Raw genomic sequence first — 17,366 nt, 5'->3', positions numbered from 1 at the left:
TTGTCATCCCTGGCTTGAATGGTGAAGTACCAAGTGTCAGCAGACAGATGGCTAAGAAGCCGAAACCTGGCAAAGACCATTTGGCAATACGCTAAAACTGGACCCGCATGGGCTCGGAGCTGGAATCCGGCATACCGATCATTTCGTCAGTTCCGGTCGGCGGAATCAAGTCAAAATCCGCCACAATAAAATCACGCATTGCTTCACGTGCTGCGCTGGCACCTAAAAACATAATCACTTTGTCCTGATCATTCACCAGAACATAGCCTGAGCCCCCCATGTAAAAGCGGACCATGTAATAACGACCCTCCATGGACACGATCTCTACCAGGCTGATGGGTTCGTGCTTGCGGGATTTCAAATCGCTAAGTGTCATGTGCATTGGATTTATTCTCGCATTGGGTGTTTTAAATCTTACGCCAAGTTGTGATGTGCAGATCATTCCGCAGCCTGATAATAGTGATAGCATGCTAATCTAGGCAATCGGTTGAGTAACCATTGTCGTATACTTCGCGATTGGTATGAATTTTCGAGCGATTAGCAGCCGCATTACCAATCATTCATTTCTGGAAAGCACAATGTCTAAACATAATTGCCTATCCGCAATAATTCCGATGACATCCGACGCTAGATCCGATGTTCGAAAGCTGGGCAGCATTCTCATAGATGCCGGACCTGCCGCACTGTTAACCATAAATTTACGCGTTGGCATGCTGGCGACGCACGCTCCCTCAAATCCAAAAATGATTTTGGAAAATCGCCGCATGGTCACTGAAAAACTCGCTGCGCTTTGGAACACGGGGCTTGAGGTGCAAATGGCGTGGTTAGGTATACTGTCCGGCGACCACACGCCTTGGTGGACAACCAGCTTGCGCATTCTTGAACCTCTTCATGAACGTACTATCGCTAACTCAAAACGCCTTTCTTAAGAGAGCTGATACAGGCTCAACGAGAGCGATTACCCCTCTCATCCAGCTTGGGCCTGCTCGCGGTATAACGCCCTACCCAAGGCCTGGAAGTAGTTTTCAAAAGCTTCGTTAATCGCTTCTCTGTGCTGGCCCCTTGGGTATAGCCCCGTCTTTGCCTCATCCGAATAAACAGTGCCACGTACCAGAAAGCTATTGCTGGGCTTGCTGTCTTCAACAAAAGCTTCAAAGGCCCGTGCGCAGAGCTCTTCGGGGCGAGCGTAATACAGTACTTTCAGTTTCTTGTCTGCTTGTTGCGAACACTGAAACTGATCACTGGGTTCAGTGCCGCTCTCGTTCAGTAAGATAGTGCGAAAGCAGTGATCGAGTCGGGCGTTTAACGGATGCTGTTTCTGTTTTTTACTATCAAGCCATGCGCTGGACGCAAAGCCATGCTTGACCGGGTTGTGGAAGGCCTTATTGCCCATATAGTGATCAAAGGCATGGAACCACTCATGAGCCAGACTGCCCGCACCGGCATTTTTGGCCAGCGCCAGTTGCCGTGTCGCCGGAATGTAGTGTGCGGCCACACCGGGCCTGCCACCAATGCCGTACTGAAGACTAAGCGTGCTCCGTAACGAGATCAGTAGCTCTGGGCTCTTGAGGATTGCCATTAAATCGCACAGCGCCTGGTAGAAACGCACCGCTGCAAAATCACGCTCTTCTGGCGTAACCCAGCGACCCACTTCAATACTGCGGAAATCAAACTGGCGTCTGATCGTGACGAACGATGTCGCGGTGGCGGTCATCATCATTTTCACCGATTACTGTTTATATGTGGATATGTTGGTATCTGCTGTTGGCGTATTTATACATTACTGTATAAAATACTGTATATCCAGTTTTCCCTGGAGTACGTCATGAAGCGAACAGACATCAACGCCATTGAACAGTTACTATTCTGCCTCCCTGTTGAACTCAAAAAATACCTCGCGAATCAAATTCTTGGCCAGATTAACGCTCAGGCTGACACCCTAATCGAAACGGCTAGACCTCATCCTTTATGCCCTCACTGCGGCAATGAACACCCCGTCAAATGGGGGCGTTCTGGTGGCTTGCAGCGGTATCGATGCCACAATCCAGTCTGCCACAAAACATTCAACACCCTCACCGGTACGCCCCTGGCCAAACTGCATCACCGTGATAAGTGGTTTGCGTATCTGGGCTGCATGCTGGATAGCTTAACGCTACGCATCACGGCGAAGCGCTTGGGCATCGATCTAAAAACCGCATTTCGCTGGCGGCACCGGTTTTTAGCCTCTGCCGCCAAAACCAATGCCAACGCCTTATCGGGGATCATTGAAGTCGATGAAACGTGGTTTCTCGAATCTTGTAAGGGAAAGCGTCGCCTCACGCATCGGATGGCACGGAAGCGCGGTGGGCAAGGCAGCAAAAAGAAGAAAGCGGATAAGGTTCAAGTCGTTATTGTTCGTGATCGCAACGGCCATATCAGTGATCTGGTAGGTCCGACGCTTAATAAATCAGCTGTCCACGCATTTCTGGAGCCGATCATAGACCATGATTCGATTTTGTGTTCGGACGGGCACAGCTGGTATAAAACCTTCTCTGCCGAGCATGACATCGCGCATCATCGACTGATCACACTCGATCATCAGCGAGTGATTGGCAAGGAATACCACATTCAGAACGTCAACGCTTATATCAGCCGACTGAAGGGTTGGATAGCGCGCTTTCGTGGCGTGGGTACAGCATATTTGCCTAACTACCTAGCTTGGCGGCGGCTTTTTGAAAACGGAGATTCATCAGAAGAGGCATGGCTTCGTTCTGCGATAGGAATAAAACAACAGCAGATACCAACATAGCCTTATTTATACAGTATCCTGAAGTGAAATAGCGGATGGGTCAAATCTGAAAATGAAAACCCGGTGAAGGTGGCCTACAACTAAAGTCGCTTTAAATTACCAATTTGGTCTTATGTACAGAACCATCGCTGTTTTGAGACTGTATCAGCAGAACAATAATACGAGGGTGAAGCAATGAATCAGCATCAAGGCGCGTGTTTTTGTGGCGTAGTCCAGTTTCAAGTCAGCGGCACTCCCGAAGCAATGGGCTTTTGCCACTGCGATTCCTGCCGGCGCTGGTCTGCAGGGCCGGTCAATGCGTTTTCGCTGTGGCCCGCGAACGTGCTTGAAGTGCTCTCGGGCGCTGATCAGGTCGCTGAATTTCATCTGACCGAGCAAAGTCACCGCAAATGGTGCAAGCAGTGCGGCGGCCATGTATTTACCGACCACCCTGCCTGGGGCCTGGTGGATGTATACGTTGCCAACCTGCCGGATCTGGAATTTGAACCGGCCCTGCATGTGCATTATCAAGAGTCGGTGTTACCGATTAAAGACGGCCTGCCCAAGATGAAAGACATGCCCGCTGAAATGGGTGGCTCCGGGGAAACCCTGCCTGAATAGCAGCGGCTCGTTCGTGGCACAAAGCCCGTGTTGTAAATCACCACGGGCATTGCGTTATTTCACAGACAGCAAACTCGTCAGCAATGCCCGCAAACGGTTGGGTTTTACCGGCTTGTTTAAAATCGGCACCTCCTGCGTTCGCATCAGCTTACGCAATTCATCGCCCCGGTCTGCGGTAATCAGGGCGGCTGGTACCGGCACGCCCAATAACGTCCGTATCGCTGAAATGGCCTGCCAGCCTGTTTTTTCATCATCCAGGTGGTAATCGGCGAGCACCGCTGCAGGTACGTTATTGGTCTGGCGCAGGTATTCCAGAGCCTGATGCTCGTCAGGACTGGTGATCACCAAACAGCCCCAGCGCTCTAGCAGCAGCTTCATGCTTGCGAGTATGGCCGGCTCGTTATCAATCACCATTATCCAAATGCCAGCGAAGCCGTGAACAAAGCTGGGCACAATTTCAGTGGCCGGCAACGCGGCTCGACGGGCTGATTGCATGTCCACCGGCAGCACCAGCGCAAACCGCGAACCTCTGCCCGGCCGCGAAACCACGTCTATCCGGTAGCCCAACACCGACACCATTCGCTCAACAATCGCCAGCCCCAGCCCGGCACCTTGGCGACCGCCGGTTCCTTGCGGCAACAATTGATGAAATTCGGTAAAAATATCCTTCAGCTTACTTTCGTCAATACCCACACCGGTATCCCACACTTCAATACGCAGGCTGTCGCGGCGGGCTCTCAGTGCCAGCAGAACACGGCCGCTGAGGGTGTAGCGAAAGGCGTTGCTCAGTAAATTACGAAGAATGCGGGTGAGCATACGCTGATCGGTTTTTACCAGCGCCGGAATAGTACGAACGTGGAACCGCACGCCGGCGTTGGTCGCCACCGCTTCGAATTCTTCACCCAGGCTTTTGGCCAGAGCAGCAACGTCGGTCAATAGCAGATCCGGTACCATGGCCTGCTGGTCCAGTTTTGAAATATCCAGCAAATCCGCCAGCAAGTCCTCGGCACCTTCAAGCGCGCGATGCACCTGGTGCACCATCCTCGCCTCTTCCGCCGGCAGCGCGCTTTCTTGCAGCGCCGATATGGTCAGGCGCGCGGCATTCAGGGGTTGCAGTAAATCGTGGCTGGCCGCTGCCAGATATTTGTCTTTGCTGCGGTTCGCATCGCGCGCGGCTTGGGCGGTGATAACCAGTTCGCGCTCGACTTTTTCCCGTTCGGCAATCTGAAAATGCAGCCCAACGTTGGCGTTCTGCAGCGCCTGGGTGCGCTCTTCTACCCGGCGCTCCAGGTCAGCATTAACCTGCACTAGCTTCTGCCGCGCCTGCACCCGCTCGGTTATATCTGCCACAAACGCCTCAACCACCTCTGGCCCCAGATCTGGCCGCCTAAGCAGGGTGATAGCGACATTAACCGGCGTCGCATCGGCGCGACGCAGGCGGGTTTCGCGAGCGCTCAGGCTGCCGCTATCTAATAGCTCCTGGCGCAATGCATCAAACTCATTGGCGCTGCAAAAAAGCTGTTCACGCAAGCGGATAACCCGGGATTGCAAGTCTTCAGCACTGAGGTAACCGCAGATTTTGGCCATGGCCGGGTTGCAAGCCAGAAAACCACCCCGTAAATCACCCTGAAAAATACCGTGGAGTGCCTTTTCAAACAGCCACTTATAGCGATTACGCTCCCGCTCTAACTCCTCCAGGCGCTCTTGCAGCGTGAGGTAATAGTTCTTGCGCACAGACTGGCGACCCAGCCCCAACAAATCACCCACCTCATAGCCACGGTCGTCATCAAAGGGCTTCTTCATACACAACCTGAACATCTCTGAGTGACGACTTGCGAGGATTGGTCAAAATACACGGGTCCTGCAATGCAAAGCCAGAGAGAGACGGAATATCAGACACCCTGACCCCCAACTCTGACAACTTGGCCTCTAGCCCCACGGTGCGCTTGAGCTGAATAATGCGACTCATCAAGCGTTTCTGAATTTCGGCCTGGCTCATGCCACGAGTGTCGATATTCATGGCTTCTGCAACACGACGAAAGCGCTCTTCCGCTGAGTGGAAATTGTAAGCCACCACGTGTTCTAACAGCACCGCGTTGCATAATCCATGGGGCAAATCCAGAAAACCACCCAGGCTGTGGGACATAGCGTGAACCGCACCCAGGATTGCGTTGGAAAACGCCAGACCGGCCTGCATGGACGCCAACATGATCTGCTCGCGCAAATACGCATCGGCGGTATTAGCCACCAAGGGTTCCAAATTGCGGTTAATCAGGCGGATCGCTTCCAGCGCGTGGGAATCGGTCAAGGGCCCGCTGCCCGTAGACACATAAGCCTCTATAGCATGCACCAAGGCGTCAACGCCGGTGCAGGCAGTCAGATAGCTGCTCATGGTTTCGGTCACTTCGGGATCGATCAGCGAAACATCCGGCACAATCGCTTTGCTGATGATGGAAAATTTGAAGCGGCGCGCAGGGTCCGAAATGATGGCGAACTGTGACACATCAGCCGAGGTTCCGGCCGTGGTCGGAATCAGTATCATCGGTGGCGGCGGGTTTACAATGGTGTCTACCCCTTCGAAATCCACAATGTGGCGGCCATCGCTGACCACAACGCCAATACCCTTGGCGCAGTCCATCGGACTGCCGCCGCCAATGGCCACAATCACATCGCACTCGGAGGATTTGTAGAGCTCGGCACCGGCCATAACCTCATCTACACGGGGATTCGCCGAAACACCCGTGTAAACCGTAGTACGTATGCCGGCATCGGTCAGCAAGGTAACGATTTCAGCCACCCAGCCTGCGGCTGCAACGCCTGGGTCCGACACCAGAAACACATGTTTTGCGCCAAAATTACTGGCGAAGTTAGCGACAGACTTCCTTGATCCGGCTCCGAATACGATCTCTGGCGAGACAAATTTTCTTAAAGCAGATATGTCGTGACCCATGAACAAGCACTCGACGTTAAGTTTATTTTTGTAAGTAATAGCCGAGAGTTTAACTCAAGCTTTCTATGCATTCATGGGTGTTTCGACCATGCCGTTGATAAAAGCTGAAAAGTGCCTCTAGCATGGCCGCCTGATTCGCCTGTTGTAAAAAACCGTGGCCTTCGTTCTGAAACCAGTGAAGCTCTGGTTTGTGCCCGGCTTGCTCCATGGCCGCGACCATTATGCGGGTCTGTTCGGGCACCACCACTTTGTCTTGCCCACCCTGAAAAAAAATCACCGGCGCGGCCATTGCCGCCGCACGTAACCGGGGTGTACGGGCCTGCCAACGTTGTGGGTGACGGTCGGGACACCCCAACAACCAGTCCAGATAGCCGGATTCAAAGCGATGGGTCATACGCCGTAACTGCATAGGGTCAGTCACGCCGAACTGGCTGGCGCCGGCGCGGTAGCGCTGATCCTGGCTTAATGCCATCAACGCGGTATAGCCGCCAGAACTGCGGCCCTGAATAAACACCTGATTACCATCGGCCTGGCCAGCGCCAACCAGGGAATCTGCAGCCCGCGCCATGTCCTCCACATCAATCTCGCCCCAGCGCTCCGCCAGTGCAAGCCGGAATGCACGGCCATACCCGCTGCTACCGCGGTAATTGACTTCCGCCACGGCAAAGCCGCGCTGGCACCAGAACTGAACCAGGGGGTTGAATACCGGATAGGCCGCCGAGGTTGGCCCACCGTGGGCCACCAGAATCAGGGCCGGTGGCTCGGTGCCGGGTGTCAGAGGCACATATAAAAAGCCTTGGGGCGCGGTCGTTTCCTGGGCAAGGGCCGGAACTCGAAACGAGACTGGCTGCGCCAGACCGTGCCCGGGCAGCGCTGGTTCGCCACCAGCGACGACACTCGCCTCAGCACTTTGCGGGTCTATTTTTAGCACCGCATCCAGGCGGTCCGGGGAACGAGCAATGGCATAAAGAAAATCGCCACAGCTGCACACGCTGCGAAAATCGCTGAACGCCGGCGCAATCCGTGCAGGGTTTGGATGGCCAGGGCCCGACAACCACAACTCGCCACGGCCGAGGTGGTAATGAGCGCGAGCCCAACCTCCCCCCGGTAGCGGGCAGTGGTGAACTTCACCCAGTTGCCAGGGTGCATTGGCATGGTCGCATTCGGGCACCGCGGCTTTTGTCCAGATGCTCGCGGGGTTCCGGGTGTCGAGTTGCCAGGGTTGCCACCAGCCCTCATGGTCGGACAGCACCCAAAGGTCCTGCCCCGCAAACACCGGCTGCTGAATAGACGCTGGCTGGGGAGCAGTATGCACCCGAGAATTCTCCAGTTTGCCATCACCCGTTATGTTCGCCGTCCACACACGGGTTTGCAGCCAGGGCATATCGGGCAGTTGCCAGCTCACCCAGGCAATGTGCCGGCCGTCTGCCGACAACGCGGGCGCACTGTAAAAATCTTCGCCCTGGTGCAGCACCGTCAGCGTGCCATCGCGAGCCACCGCGACCAGTTGCTGGCGGCCATTCACCACGCCCTGCCCGGTTTCACGTACCGCCAGCACCCGTTGCCGCAATGGATCAGCCCGCAATCCGCCATAAGCGGCGGTATCGGTCGTCAGCACCTGGCTTTGCTCTGCACCCAAGGGGATAAAGTGAATGCGTTGATCGTCGCTAACGGCAAACACGCCATCCGGTGCGGCAGCCAGGGCACCGCCCCCGTAGCCATTCACCCGACTGCGAAGATTGCGCAGATTGGTATCCAACGCCAACGCTACCCCTTGGTCATCCAGGTGCCATATCCGGCTGGCGCCGGTTTCGGGTTCGTTTTGCAGCCAGAATACGCCAGCGCCTGACGCCACCAAACCGCTGCGCTGGGTGTAGCCAGCGCAGGCTTCGGTGGCGCTCAGTAAGCCTTTGGCTGCGGGCTGACTAACTGCGGAAGAACATGCGGGAGTTGCCGGCGTTGCGATAGGTCAGTTCCTCAATGCCTGCTGTGGCATGGTCGGCGGCCTGGCGTGCAGCCAGGACGCGGTCGTGGTGGGCCGATTTGCTGCACACCGGGTCGGCGTTATCGGCGTTACCGGTCAGCAGGAAGGCCTGGCAGCGGCAGCCGCCAAAATCTTTTTCTTTTTCATCACAGGACTGACACGGCTCCGGCATCCAGCTATCGCCGCGGTAATGGTTGAAGCCCGGGCTGTCGTACCAGATGTGTTTCAGATCATTGTCGCGCACATTGGGAAAATCGATAGGCAACAAACGCGCGCTGTGACATGGCAAGGCAGCACCGTCCGGTGCCACCGTCAAAAACAGACTGCCCCAACCGTTCATGCAGGCTTTAGGGCGCTCCTCGTAATAGTCGGGGGTAACAAAAATCAGCTTCATGGCCGAACCCTCGTCCAACAGGCGCGCACGATACTGATTCACTTCCCGCTCAGCCTTCTCCAGCTGTGCCTTTGAAGGCATTAGCCCTTCGCGATTTTTAAAAGCCCAGCCGTAATACTGGCAGGTAGCCAGCTCGACAAAATCCGCCCCCAGGCGCTTACACAGCGCCATAATGTCGTTCATCTGATGAATGTTGTGGCGGTGGATCACGAAATTCAGAACCATGGGGTAGCCCGCTTCTTTCACCGCCCGCGCCATCGCCAATTTTTGTTCAAACGCTTTGCGCGAACCTGCCAAAGCGTTGTTCAGCTCCGGGTCTGAGGCCTGAAAACTCACCTGAATATGGTCCAGCCCGGCACCGGCGAACGCCTCTACTTTGGCGTTAGTCAGGCCCAGGCCAGACGTAATCAGATTGCTGTAGTAGCCCAAGTGCCGCGCTTCAGCAATCAGCTCTTGAAGATCTTGACGCACCAGCGGCTCACCGCCGGAAAACCCTAGTTGGGCCGCGCCCATCTCCCGCCCCTGGCGTAGCACTTTCACCCAGTCTTCCGTGCTGAGTTCACGCTCGGTCTGTGCAAAATCCAATGGGTTTGAACAGTACGGGCACTGCAACGGGCAGCGGTAGGTCAGCTCCGCCAGCAACCATAACGGTGGCCCAATGGTGGCCGCTTTCTGGCCGGTCAGCGTGGATAAAGGCATATTCATGAAAGTTCAATCCAATGTTGTTCGCAGGCGTGTTGCAGAAACTCGTTAACATCGCCCGCCAGCGACCCGGCCTCGGGAAAGGCCTGTTCCACCGCACTAACAATGTCCTGCACGGAGCGCTGGCCGTCCACTTCGCGCAGAATAGCGCCGGCGCTTTCGTTAAGCTTCACCATGCCCTCGGGGTAGAGCAACACATAGCCGTTCTGTACCGGCTCCCACTGAAACCGGAAACCACGGCGGAAACGGGGTATGTTTCCATCTGTTCCCCCAACCTCTGCCGAGTCTGCCATCACAGACCCCTGTGCCAGACTTGCTGATCGGTAACCGTATGGAACGGCGGCGTTTTGTGACTGTAAGCCATAGTCAGGGCGTCTAACAGGCTCCAGAGAATATCCAGCTTAAACTGTAGAATTTCCAGGGCGCGAGCTTGATCGGCTGCGCTGGTGAAATATTCAAGCGTAATGGCTAGGCCATGCTCCACATCGCGGCGGGCTTCCGAAAGCCGCTTGCGGAAGTAGCTGTAGCCCGCCTCGTCAATCCACGGGTAATGTTCTGGCCAGCTGTCCAGACGAGACTGGTGAATTTCCGGCGCAAACAGCTCGGTCAGCGAAGAACAGGCGGCTTCTTGCCAGGTCGCGCGGCGGGCGAAATTCAGATAGGCGTCCACCGCAAACCGCACGCCGGGCAACACATGGCGCTGGTCGATCACTTCTTCGCGAGTCAGCCCGACAGCTTCTGCAAGGCACAGCCAGGCTTCAATGCCGCCCACATCGCCGTCGTGACCATCGTGGTCAAGAATACGCTGCAGCCATTGTTTGCGCACGCTGGCATCTGGGCAATTGGCCATAATCGCCGCGTCTTTGCGCGGAATCATCACCTGGTAATAATAGCGGTTGGCCACCCAGCCACGGATTTGTTCCGGGCTGCATTGCCCGCTGTACATGGCTTGGTGATAGGGGTGATGGATATGATAGAGCCGGCCCTTATTACGTAGCGCCTGTTCAAAGTCTGCGTGATTCAGGGTGGTTTTCACAATGGCGTTCATGGCGCCTCCGACAGATCAATGTGCATTCCGTCCCAGGCCACTTCAATTCCGTGCTGCGCCAGCTGCGCCCGCTCGGCGGAGTCCTCGTTCAAAATCGGATTGGTGTTGTTGATGTGTATCAAAATCTTGCGCCTGGCCGGCATAGTGTCCAGCACTTCAATCATGCCACCGGGGCCGCTTTGAGCTAGATGCCCCATGTCTTGACCGGTTTTTGTGCCGACGTGCTGGCGAATCATTTCGTCGTCATGCCATACCGTGCCATCAACCATCAACACATCAGCCTGGCGCATCCATTGAAGTATGTGCTCGTCAGGCTTGCCAAGCCCCGGTGCGTAAAGCACGGTGACCCCTGTGCGCGTGTCTTCAATGAACACGCCAATATTGTCACCGGGGTGCGGCTGGTCCCTGCGTGGCGAATAAGGCGGCGCATTGCTCAGCAAGGGAATAGCGGTGAGTTTCAGATGCGGCGCACAGGGAATAACAAAAGCTTGGGCGCCATCGCCAAGGGCAATTTCCTGCCAGTTCAGGCCGCCGTTCCAATGTTTCAACATAGGGAACAGCGGAAAGCCGGAACTAAGGTCTTCGTGCACCTGTGCGGTACACCAGATGTCCAGCGGCAGACCTTCACGCAGAGTCAACAGGCCGGTTGTGTGATCCACCTGGCTGTCAATCAACAGTACCGCTGCAATGCCTGTGTCGCGCAGCGCATGAGCCGGCTGCATGGCAGGAAACGACGCCAGCTGGGCGCGAATATCGGGAGAGGCGTTAAAGAGAATCCAGCGTTCGCCGTCTTCACTGACCGCGATGGATGACTGGGTGCGTGCGTGGGCGTTAACAGTGCCTTTTCGCAAACCGTCGCAATTTGTGCAATTGCAGTTCCACTGGGGAAAACCGCCGCCTGCCGCTGAACCAAGAACCTGAATATACATAAGCAGAAGCTCCGGAAGTAAAACAGCCAACGCCGAGGCGCTGGCTACTTCAGACTTCAGCGGTTGGCGAAGTACATAGTGACTTCGAAACCAATACGCAGATCTTCATAAGCTGGCTTTGTCCACATAATGCATACCTCTTTTATCGTGATTGTTTGCGCATCAAGGGAATATCGGCGCTTTCACCTCTTCCCTAAAACCCATCGTAAAGGTAGCAGCAAATGACCAATATGGTACTTTCGCACTGTTTTTAGGGCACCTTGTGTTGTAAAGGCGGAGCCTCGCCAACATGCCCAAGCACGTTTTAGCGCGGCAAAACAAAAAAGGCCCACGGGGGGCCAAAGAAGAGCAACACATGACTGCCCCTCACAAAGAAAGATCCCCGGCAAACGCCGGGGCAAAAATAACACCCGATCAGTGTGCAAGCCCGGGGCTAGAAAAAGCCCAACGGGTTTACGTCGTAGCTGGTCAGCATGCACTTGGTCTGCTGGTAATGATCCAACGCCAATTTATGGGTTTCGCGACCAATACCGGACTTCTTATAACCACCAAAAGCTGCGTGGGCGGGATACGCGTGGAAGCAGTTCATCCATACCCGGCCGGCCTGAATGTTGCGGCCCATGCGGTAAGCAAGGTTGGTATCACGGGACCAGACACCAGCGCCCAAGCCAAACTGGGTATCGTTGGCGATGGCCAGCGCTTCTTCCTCGGTTTTGAAAGTAGTTACCCCCACAACCGGGCCGAAGATCTCTTCCTGGAACACCCGCATCTTGTTGTCGCCCTTAAACAGCGTGGGCTGGATGTAGAAGCCGTTAGCAAACTCGCCTTCCAGATGCTCGCGGCCGCCGCCGGTGAGCACTTCAGCGCCTTCTTGCTTGCCAATCTCAAGGTATGACAGAATCTTGTCGAATTGTTCTTTGCTGGCCTGGGCGCCCACCTGAACGTCGGTATCCAGCGGGTTACCGCGCTTGATTGCCTTGGTACGGGCAACCACTTTTTCCATAAACTCGTCGTACATGTCTTCCTGCACCAGGGCGCGGGACGGACAGGTACACACTTCACCCTGGTTGAAGAACGCCAAAACCAGGCCTTCAATGCACTTGTCGATGAATTCAGGCTCGGCTTTCATCACATCTGCGAAATAAATGTTTGGCGATTTTCCACCCAGTTCCACCGTGGACGGAATAAGGTTTTCAGCGGCGCATTTCAAAACGTGCGTGCCTACCGGTGTAGAGCCGGTAAAGGCGATTTTAGCAATGCGCTTGCTGGTCGCCAGTGCCTGGCCGGCTTCAATACCGTAACCGTTGACCACGTTAAGCACGCCCGGCGGCAGCAGGTCACCAATCAGTTCCATCAGTATCAGTATGCTCGCGGGCGTTTGCTCCGCCGGCTTTAATACCGTGCAGTTGCCGGCCGCAAGGCATGGGCCCAGCTTCCAGGCTGCCATTAGAATCGGGAAGTTCCAGGGAATGATTTGCCCCACCACACCCAAAGGCTCGTGGAAGTGATAAGCCACGGTGTTATGGTCGATTTCACCCATATGGCCTTCTTGGGCGCGAATACAACCGGCAAAATAACGGAAGTGGTCAGCGGCTAGTGGAATGTCAGCGTTCAGGGTTTCACGAACGGCTTTGCCATTGTCCCAGGTTTCTGCAACCGCCAGCAATTCCAGATTTTCTTCTATACGGTCCGCTATTTTCAACAGGATACGGGAACGTTCCTGCACCGACGTTCGGCCCCAGGCCGGCGCCGCTTTGTGCGCCGCGTCCAGTGCCAGCTCGATGTCTTCGGCTGTAGAACGGGGAATTTCACAAATCACGTTACCGGTAATCGGCGTGATATTATCAAAATACTGCCCTTTTACCGGGGCAACCCACTCGCCTCCAATGTAGTTTTCATAACGCGCTTTGAAAGAAACGACAGAGCCTTCCTTTCCTGGTTGTGCATAGATCATGGTTTCGACCTCTTTTTGTGTTTGTTGCTCGCCAACGTGGGCTTTCGTATTCACCCACCCAATGTAAATACTAAACCTTTATGGTTGAATGATGCGATAGGGGTGAAAAACTCATCCCTTAGTACTAGTCGGCGCCAGCCGGCTGATCATCAAATCCAGCCCTCTGGCGCCTGCTTTCATCGCATTCAGGAATCACTTGCTGGCGACACGATCCTTCGGCAGTTTGAAGGTCCAGACCATACCGCCCTGGTTGAAGTCTTTGACCACCTTAGCCACTTCGCCGCCCCACAACGGAACCGCTCCGCCCCAACCTGACGATACAGAAACGAACTGCTCGCCGTCCATCATCCAGGTCACCGGGGTGCCTACCACGCCTGAGCCGGTGTTGAATTTGTAGAGCTCTTCGCCGGTTTTGGCGTCAAACGCTTTCAAAAAGCCCTCCGGAGTACCGGTGAACACCAGGTTACCAGCGGTAGCCATTACCCCACCCCACAAAGGTGCCGGGTTCTCGTAACGCCACACTTCCTCGCCGGTTTTCGGATCCATAGCCCGCAAAACGCCAATGTAATCGTCATTTGTTGGTTTGATGGTGAAACCTGCGCCCAGATACGCTCCGCCTTTTTTGTAGGATACGGGCTCGTTCCAAATGTCCATTGACCACTCATTTGAGGGTACGTAGAACAGGCCGGTGTCTTGGCTGAACGCCATCGGCATCCAGTTTTTACCACCCAGGAAGGCCGGCTGCGCCAGAACCGTTTCGCCTTTCATGCCGTCGACTGAAGAAGGGTCACCCGGGCGCCCCGTCTCGGCATAAATCGGCCGGCCGGTTTTTGGATCAAGCCCGGTGGCCCAGGTAATTTTGTCCACAAACGGGAAGCCGCGAATGAAGTCGCCATTTTCACGATTCAAAACATAGAAAAAGCCGTTGCGGTCCGCGGTAGCCGCAGCCATCACGGTTTTACCATCTTCTTCGTAGTTGAATGAAATCAGCTCGTTAACACCATCGTAGTCCCAGCCGTCGTGGGGCGTGGTTTGGAAGTGCCACTTGATACTGCCGTCATCTGGATCAATGGCCAGGCGCGAAGAGGAGAACAGGTTATCCCCCGGTCGCAAGTGCGAGTTCCAAGGTGCCGGGTTGCCAGTACCAAAAAATAACGAATCGGTGTCGGAGTCATAAGTGCCGCCCAGCCACGGGGCCGCGCCGCCGTTCTTCCACATGTCGCCGGGCCAGGTTTTCCCTGCTTCGCCACCGGAAATACCGTTTTCAACGGGCTTGCCATCTTTATAGACATAGCCCATATGTCCTTCCACCGTAGGCCGGGTCCAAATCAGGTCGCCGGTTTCCGGATCGTAAGCTTCCACTTTACCCACTACGCCAAACTCACCGCCAGCCACGCCAGTAATCAGTTTTCCTTTCACCACAATCGGGGCAGCGGTGATGGCATAGCCGGCCTGATAATCCGCGACTGTTTTGATCCAAACCGGCTTGCCGGTGTCTTTGTTCAGCGCGACCAGCTTAGCGTCCAGAGTGCCGAAGTAGACTTTATCGCCGTAAAGCGCAACACCTCGGTTGACCACATCACAGCAGGGCATGATGCCATCTGGCAGGCGGGCATCGTATTGCCAGATTTCTAAGCCCGTTCTTGCATCAATCGCATAAACGCGGGAGTAGGAGGCGGTAACGTACATTACGCCATCCTTAATCATTGGCTGGGATTCCTGGCCGCGCATTTTTTCACTGCCAAAAGAAAACGCCCACGCGGGCTGTAAATAGCGGATGTTGTCAGTGTTCAAATCTTCAATGGTGCTGAATCGTTGCCCTTGAGTGCCCATGCCATAGCTGACAATGTCGCCTGGCGTGTTGGCATCGTTCAGAATGTCTTCGTCGGTTACCGCCTGGGCGCCGTAGGAAACGGCCAAAGCCAAGGCGCTGACTGCAATGCGAATGCCGAATCTATTCGATCTCATGGTTGCGCTCTCCGAGTCTCTTGTTATCAGTTTTCGGTGAATCGGGAAGTTTTCCCGCCTCTGTACAGATTCTTCGCTTTACCGGTGTAATCAACAATGATTCCCCGGGCGTGTTTTTCTCATCACTTGGTCGTACTACCCTCACAAAAGAACCCACGTCAAAGGCGTGGGTTTAAACAAAAATTGCGATGGTAGGTCATCTGCAACGGGCGTTAGGGTTTACCCTCGGCCTGCGCAATCGCCTCTTCGCTCAGGAACGCCCGATAATACTGGGGCACGCTGTAGCGCAGGTTAACGTCAGCAAACATCCCTTCCAACTCCCCCGATTTAACGATCTTGCCCACAATCTCTTCAAGGGCATAACCCAGTTGTCGATGTGTGCTTTTGATGGCCATTCCCACATCCCAAACCTGCTTGCCAATACTGGGGAAAGCATTGCCAGCCTGCCTGAACCCGCTGTTTTCGGCTTTCGATAACTCATGATCGATTTCAGCACGCATGCCCATAACGGCGCTGACGTCGCCATCGCGCATGGCACTGAACGCCTCGTGAACATTGGTGTAATGGCGAACCTGACCGCGAAGACGACCGTTCAGGCCAGAGGTCAGATAAAAGTCCGGCAAGGTGTCTATTTCCACGCCAATCGGGTGGTACTGGAACATAGCAATGGTTTCGACGGAGTCCATCTTTTGCGGGTTGTAAGCGATTTGCCAGGTTTCTTGCTGGTAAGGACCAAAAAGCACTACCTGCTCGTTCATGTACTCGCCGGTAGAATCCTGCATGTAGGCGTATTGTTTGTCGTAAGGCACCCGCATCATCACATCGGCCAGACGTTGCTTGGCCAGATAGTGCCCTTTCCACACGTTGTTGCGCAGGTCATCCCCGAGATTCTCATCCGGTACAATCCAATGCACTTTGAATTCCACACCCATAGCAGCAGCAATACGTTTGCCCAGTTCCACGTCTACACCCTGCGGTTCGCCATCCACCAAGTAAGAGTAAGGAGGGAAATTCTGGTACACCCCTACTTTCAGATAACCGGACTCCAGAATGATGTCGTAAGAACGTTCGGCGGGCCGGTTCAACAGCTCGTCACCGTCATTCATTTCCTGAGCCACGCCCGTTTGAAACACCAGCATCATTACCAAACATCGCAACAGCGCTTTCATTGTTTTCTCCCAAACGGCGAAAGGCCGGCACAATGCCAGCCCGGTAACGAACCGAAAATAATTTTGGCCAGCACCATTCACTCAGGCTTTGGCAAGGATTCAACATAGGTTCTGATGGCCCATATCGCGTTTTGATCCAACGTTTTTTTCCAAGACGGCATGCCTCGGTCGGTGCCATTCTGTACCCGGCCCATATAGTACTCATCGTCCCATGCTTCAAGTTCACGCAAATCTGGCGTTAAGCCGCCAGACATTGCCCGAATTCCGTGGCAAGCAGCACAGTTGCCCGCGTAGGCGCTTTCACCAATCTGCACAGCCAGAGCGTTCGCATCACCGTGGGAACCACCCTCACGGAACGGGTTTTCAAGCAGAAGATCGGCGCCTAATACCGGGAGGTTGCCGGTATCTACCGCTTGTGGGGTGACATTGCCGTGCGCCATCGCCAAACCCGCCGTGCCCAGTAAGACGGCCGCTGCCAGTGCTTTGAATGAAAAAGAGATTGCCATGATTCTTACCTCTGTTGATTCCCCGTGCGCTGGCTATTGGATTCATGAGACGCCAGTAACTGCAACCATTGTAAGAAACGTGTCAGCGAATCCGAATGCCACTTTGGAGGTTTCGGCTTAGTTCCTTGGTAGTAGACAGTCAGAGCGAAGGCCAAAGCACGACAACCTCAACAAGTCTGCTGAAACTGACCACTTATCAGCAACAAAGCGGACGTAAGGGCATTTTTCCCGAATTTTTATGGCTTTTTCCTGATTCTTGGGTGGGTTTTGCCGTCGCCGCGAGCGGCGCCTCAGGATAATACTCAGTGGGTCGACAGCAGCAACGAAGACATCACAACAAAAACGTGAGGAATACACATGAACATCACAAGCCA

General features: G+C 54.7%; 17 protein-coding genes. 3 read left to right on the top strand and 14 right to left on the bottom strand.

Annotated elements, in window-relative coordinates; genetic code table 11:
- Positions 1-91: 91 nt before the first annotated feature.
- A complete protein-coding gene (locus ATG98_RS14895; RefSeq protein WP_098417934.1) occupies positions 92-382 on the bottom strand; it encodes a DUF6482 family protein in 291 nt (96 codons plus the stop codon).
- Positions 383-578: 196 nt separating this feature from the next.
- Between ATG98_RS14895 and ATG98_RS14890 the strand changes: the two genes are divergently transcribed.
- Positions 579-929, top strand: a complete 351-nt coding sequence (locus ATG98_RS14890) for a hypothetical protein (RefSeq protein WP_098417933.1) — start codon at positions 579-581, stop codon at positions 927-929.
- A gap of 38 nt (positions 930-967) precedes the next feature.
- Here ATG98_RS14890 and ATG98_RS14885 read toward each other — a convergent pair whose 3' ends face one another.
- Entirely contained in the window at positions 968-1,717 is a 750-nt protein-coding gene (locus tag ATG98_RS14885; RefSeq protein ID WP_098417932.1) for a CLCA_X family protein, read from the bottom strand.
- A 108-nt stretch (positions 1,718-1,825) separates the two neighbouring features.
- On the opposite strand from ATG98_RS14885, the gene ATG98_RS14880 reads away from it, so the two are divergent.
- Together ATG98_RS14880 and ATG98_RS14875 are read left to right on the top strand one after the other, a co-directional pair.
- On the top strand, positions 1,826-2,788 hold the full coding sequence (locus tag ATG98_RS14880; RefSeq protein WP_098417931.1) for an IS1595 family transposase: 963 nt from the start codon (positions 1,826-1,828) through the stop codon (positions 2,786-2,788).
- Between the two features lie 174 nt (positions 2,789-2,962).
- On the top strand, positions 2,963-3,388 hold the full coding sequence (locus ATG98_RS14875; RefSeq protein ID WP_098417930.1) for a GFA family protein: 426 nt from the start codon (positions 2,963-2,965) through the stop codon (positions 3,386-3,388).
- A gap of 54 nt (positions 3,389-3,442) precedes the next feature.
- On the opposite strand, the gene ATG98_RS14870 is transcribed toward ATG98_RS14875, so the two are convergent.
- The 12 genes from ATG98_RS14870 to pedF form a co-directional block, all read right to left on the bottom strand.
- On the bottom strand, positions 3,443-5,191 hold the full coding sequence (locus tag ATG98_RS14870) for an ATP-binding protein (RefSeq protein WP_098423706.1): 1,749 nt from the start codon (positions 5,189-5,191) through the stop codon (positions 3,443-3,445).
- Positions 5,175-6,338 (bottom strand): alcohol dehydrogenase-like regulatory protein ErcA, encoded by a 1,164-nt coding sequence (ercA, locus tag ATG98_RS14865; RefSeq protein ID WP_098423704.1) that lies wholly within the window; start codon positions 6,336-6,338, stop codon positions 5,175-5,177. The genes ATG98_RS14870 and ercA overlap by 17 nt, the downstream gene beginning before the upstream one ends.
- Before the next feature lie 49 nt (positions 6,339-6,387).
- Complete coding sequence (locus ATG98_RS14860; RefSeq protein ID WP_098424466.1) at positions 6,388-8,193, bottom strand: prolyl oligopeptidase family serine peptidase; 1,806 nt, start codon at positions 8,191-8,193, stop codon at positions 6,388-6,390.
- Positions 8,194-8,263: 70 nt separating this feature from the next.
- Positions 8,264-9,421, bottom strand: a complete 1,158-nt coding sequence (gene pqqE / locus ATG98_RS14855) for a pyrroloquinoline quinone biosynthesis protein PqqE (protein WP_098417927.1) — start codon at positions 9,419-9,421, stop codon at positions 8,264-8,266.
- Positions 9,418-9,711, bottom strand: a complete 294-nt coding sequence (gene pqqD / locus ATG98_RS14850; protein WP_098423702.1) for a pyrroloquinoline quinone biosynthesis peptide chaperone PqqD — start codon at positions 9,709-9,711, stop codon at positions 9,418-9,420. Before pqqD ends, pqqE begins: the two co-directional genes overlap by 4 nt.
- Positions 9,711-10,466 (bottom strand): pyrroloquinoline-quinone synthase PqqC, encoded by a 756-nt coding sequence (gene pqqC, locus ATG98_RS14845; RefSeq protein WP_098417925.1) that lies wholly within the window; start codon positions 10,464-10,466, stop codon positions 9,711-9,713. Before pqqC ends, pqqD begins: the two co-directional genes overlap by 1 nt.
- Positions 10,463-11,395, bottom strand: coding sequence for a pyrroloquinoline quinone biosynthesis protein PqqB (gene pqqB, locus ATG98_RS14840; RefSeq protein ID WP_098417924.1), 933 nt, complete (start codon positions 11,393-11,395; stop codon positions 10,463-10,465). Before pqqB ends, pqqC begins: the two co-directional genes overlap by 4 nt.
- 56 nt (positions 11,396-11,451) lie before the next feature.
- The gene (pqqA, locus tag ATG98_RS14835) at positions 11,452-11,523 is read right to left on the bottom strand and encodes a pyrroloquinoline quinone precursor peptide PqqA (RefSeq protein ID WP_007153157.1); all 72 of its coding nucleotides are present in this window, start codon (positions 11,521-11,523) and stop codon (positions 11,452-11,454) included.
- A 305-nt stretch (positions 11,524-11,828) separates the two neighbouring features.
- On the bottom strand, positions 11,829-13,349 hold the full coding sequence (locus ATG98_RS14830) for an aldehyde dehydrogenase family protein (protein WP_098417923.1): 1,521 nt from the start codon (positions 13,347-13,349) through the stop codon (positions 11,829-11,831).
- A gap of 192 nt (positions 13,350-13,541) precedes the next feature.
- Entirely contained in the window at positions 13,542-15,317 is a 1,776-nt protein-coding gene (locus ATG98_RS14825) for a PQQ-dependent methanol/ethanol family dehydrogenase (protein WP_098417922.1), read from the bottom strand.
- A gap of 212 nt (positions 15,318-15,529) precedes the next feature.
- Positions 15,530-16,486 carry a substrate-binding periplasmic protein gene (locus ATG98_RS14820; RefSeq protein ID WP_098417921.1) on the bottom strand — a complete coding sequence of 319 codons (957 nt, stop codon included), beginning with the start codon at positions 16,484-16,486 and terminating at the stop codon, positions 15,530-15,532.
- 77 nt (positions 16,487-16,563) lie between these two features.
- Entirely contained in the window at positions 16,564-16,992 is a 429-nt protein-coding gene (gene pedF, locus ATG98_RS14815; protein ID WP_098417920.1) for a cytochrome c-550 PedF, read from the bottom strand.
- Positions 16,993-17,366 lie beyond the last annotated feature (374 nt).

Origin of the sequence: Marinobacter sp. LV10R520-4, from assembly GCF_002563815.1 — a bacterium.
Lineage (GTDB): Bacteria > Pseudomonadota > Gammaproteobacteria > Pseudomonadales > Oleiphilaceae > Marinobacter.
This window is presented reverse-complemented; position numbering and strand designations above follow the sequence as displayed.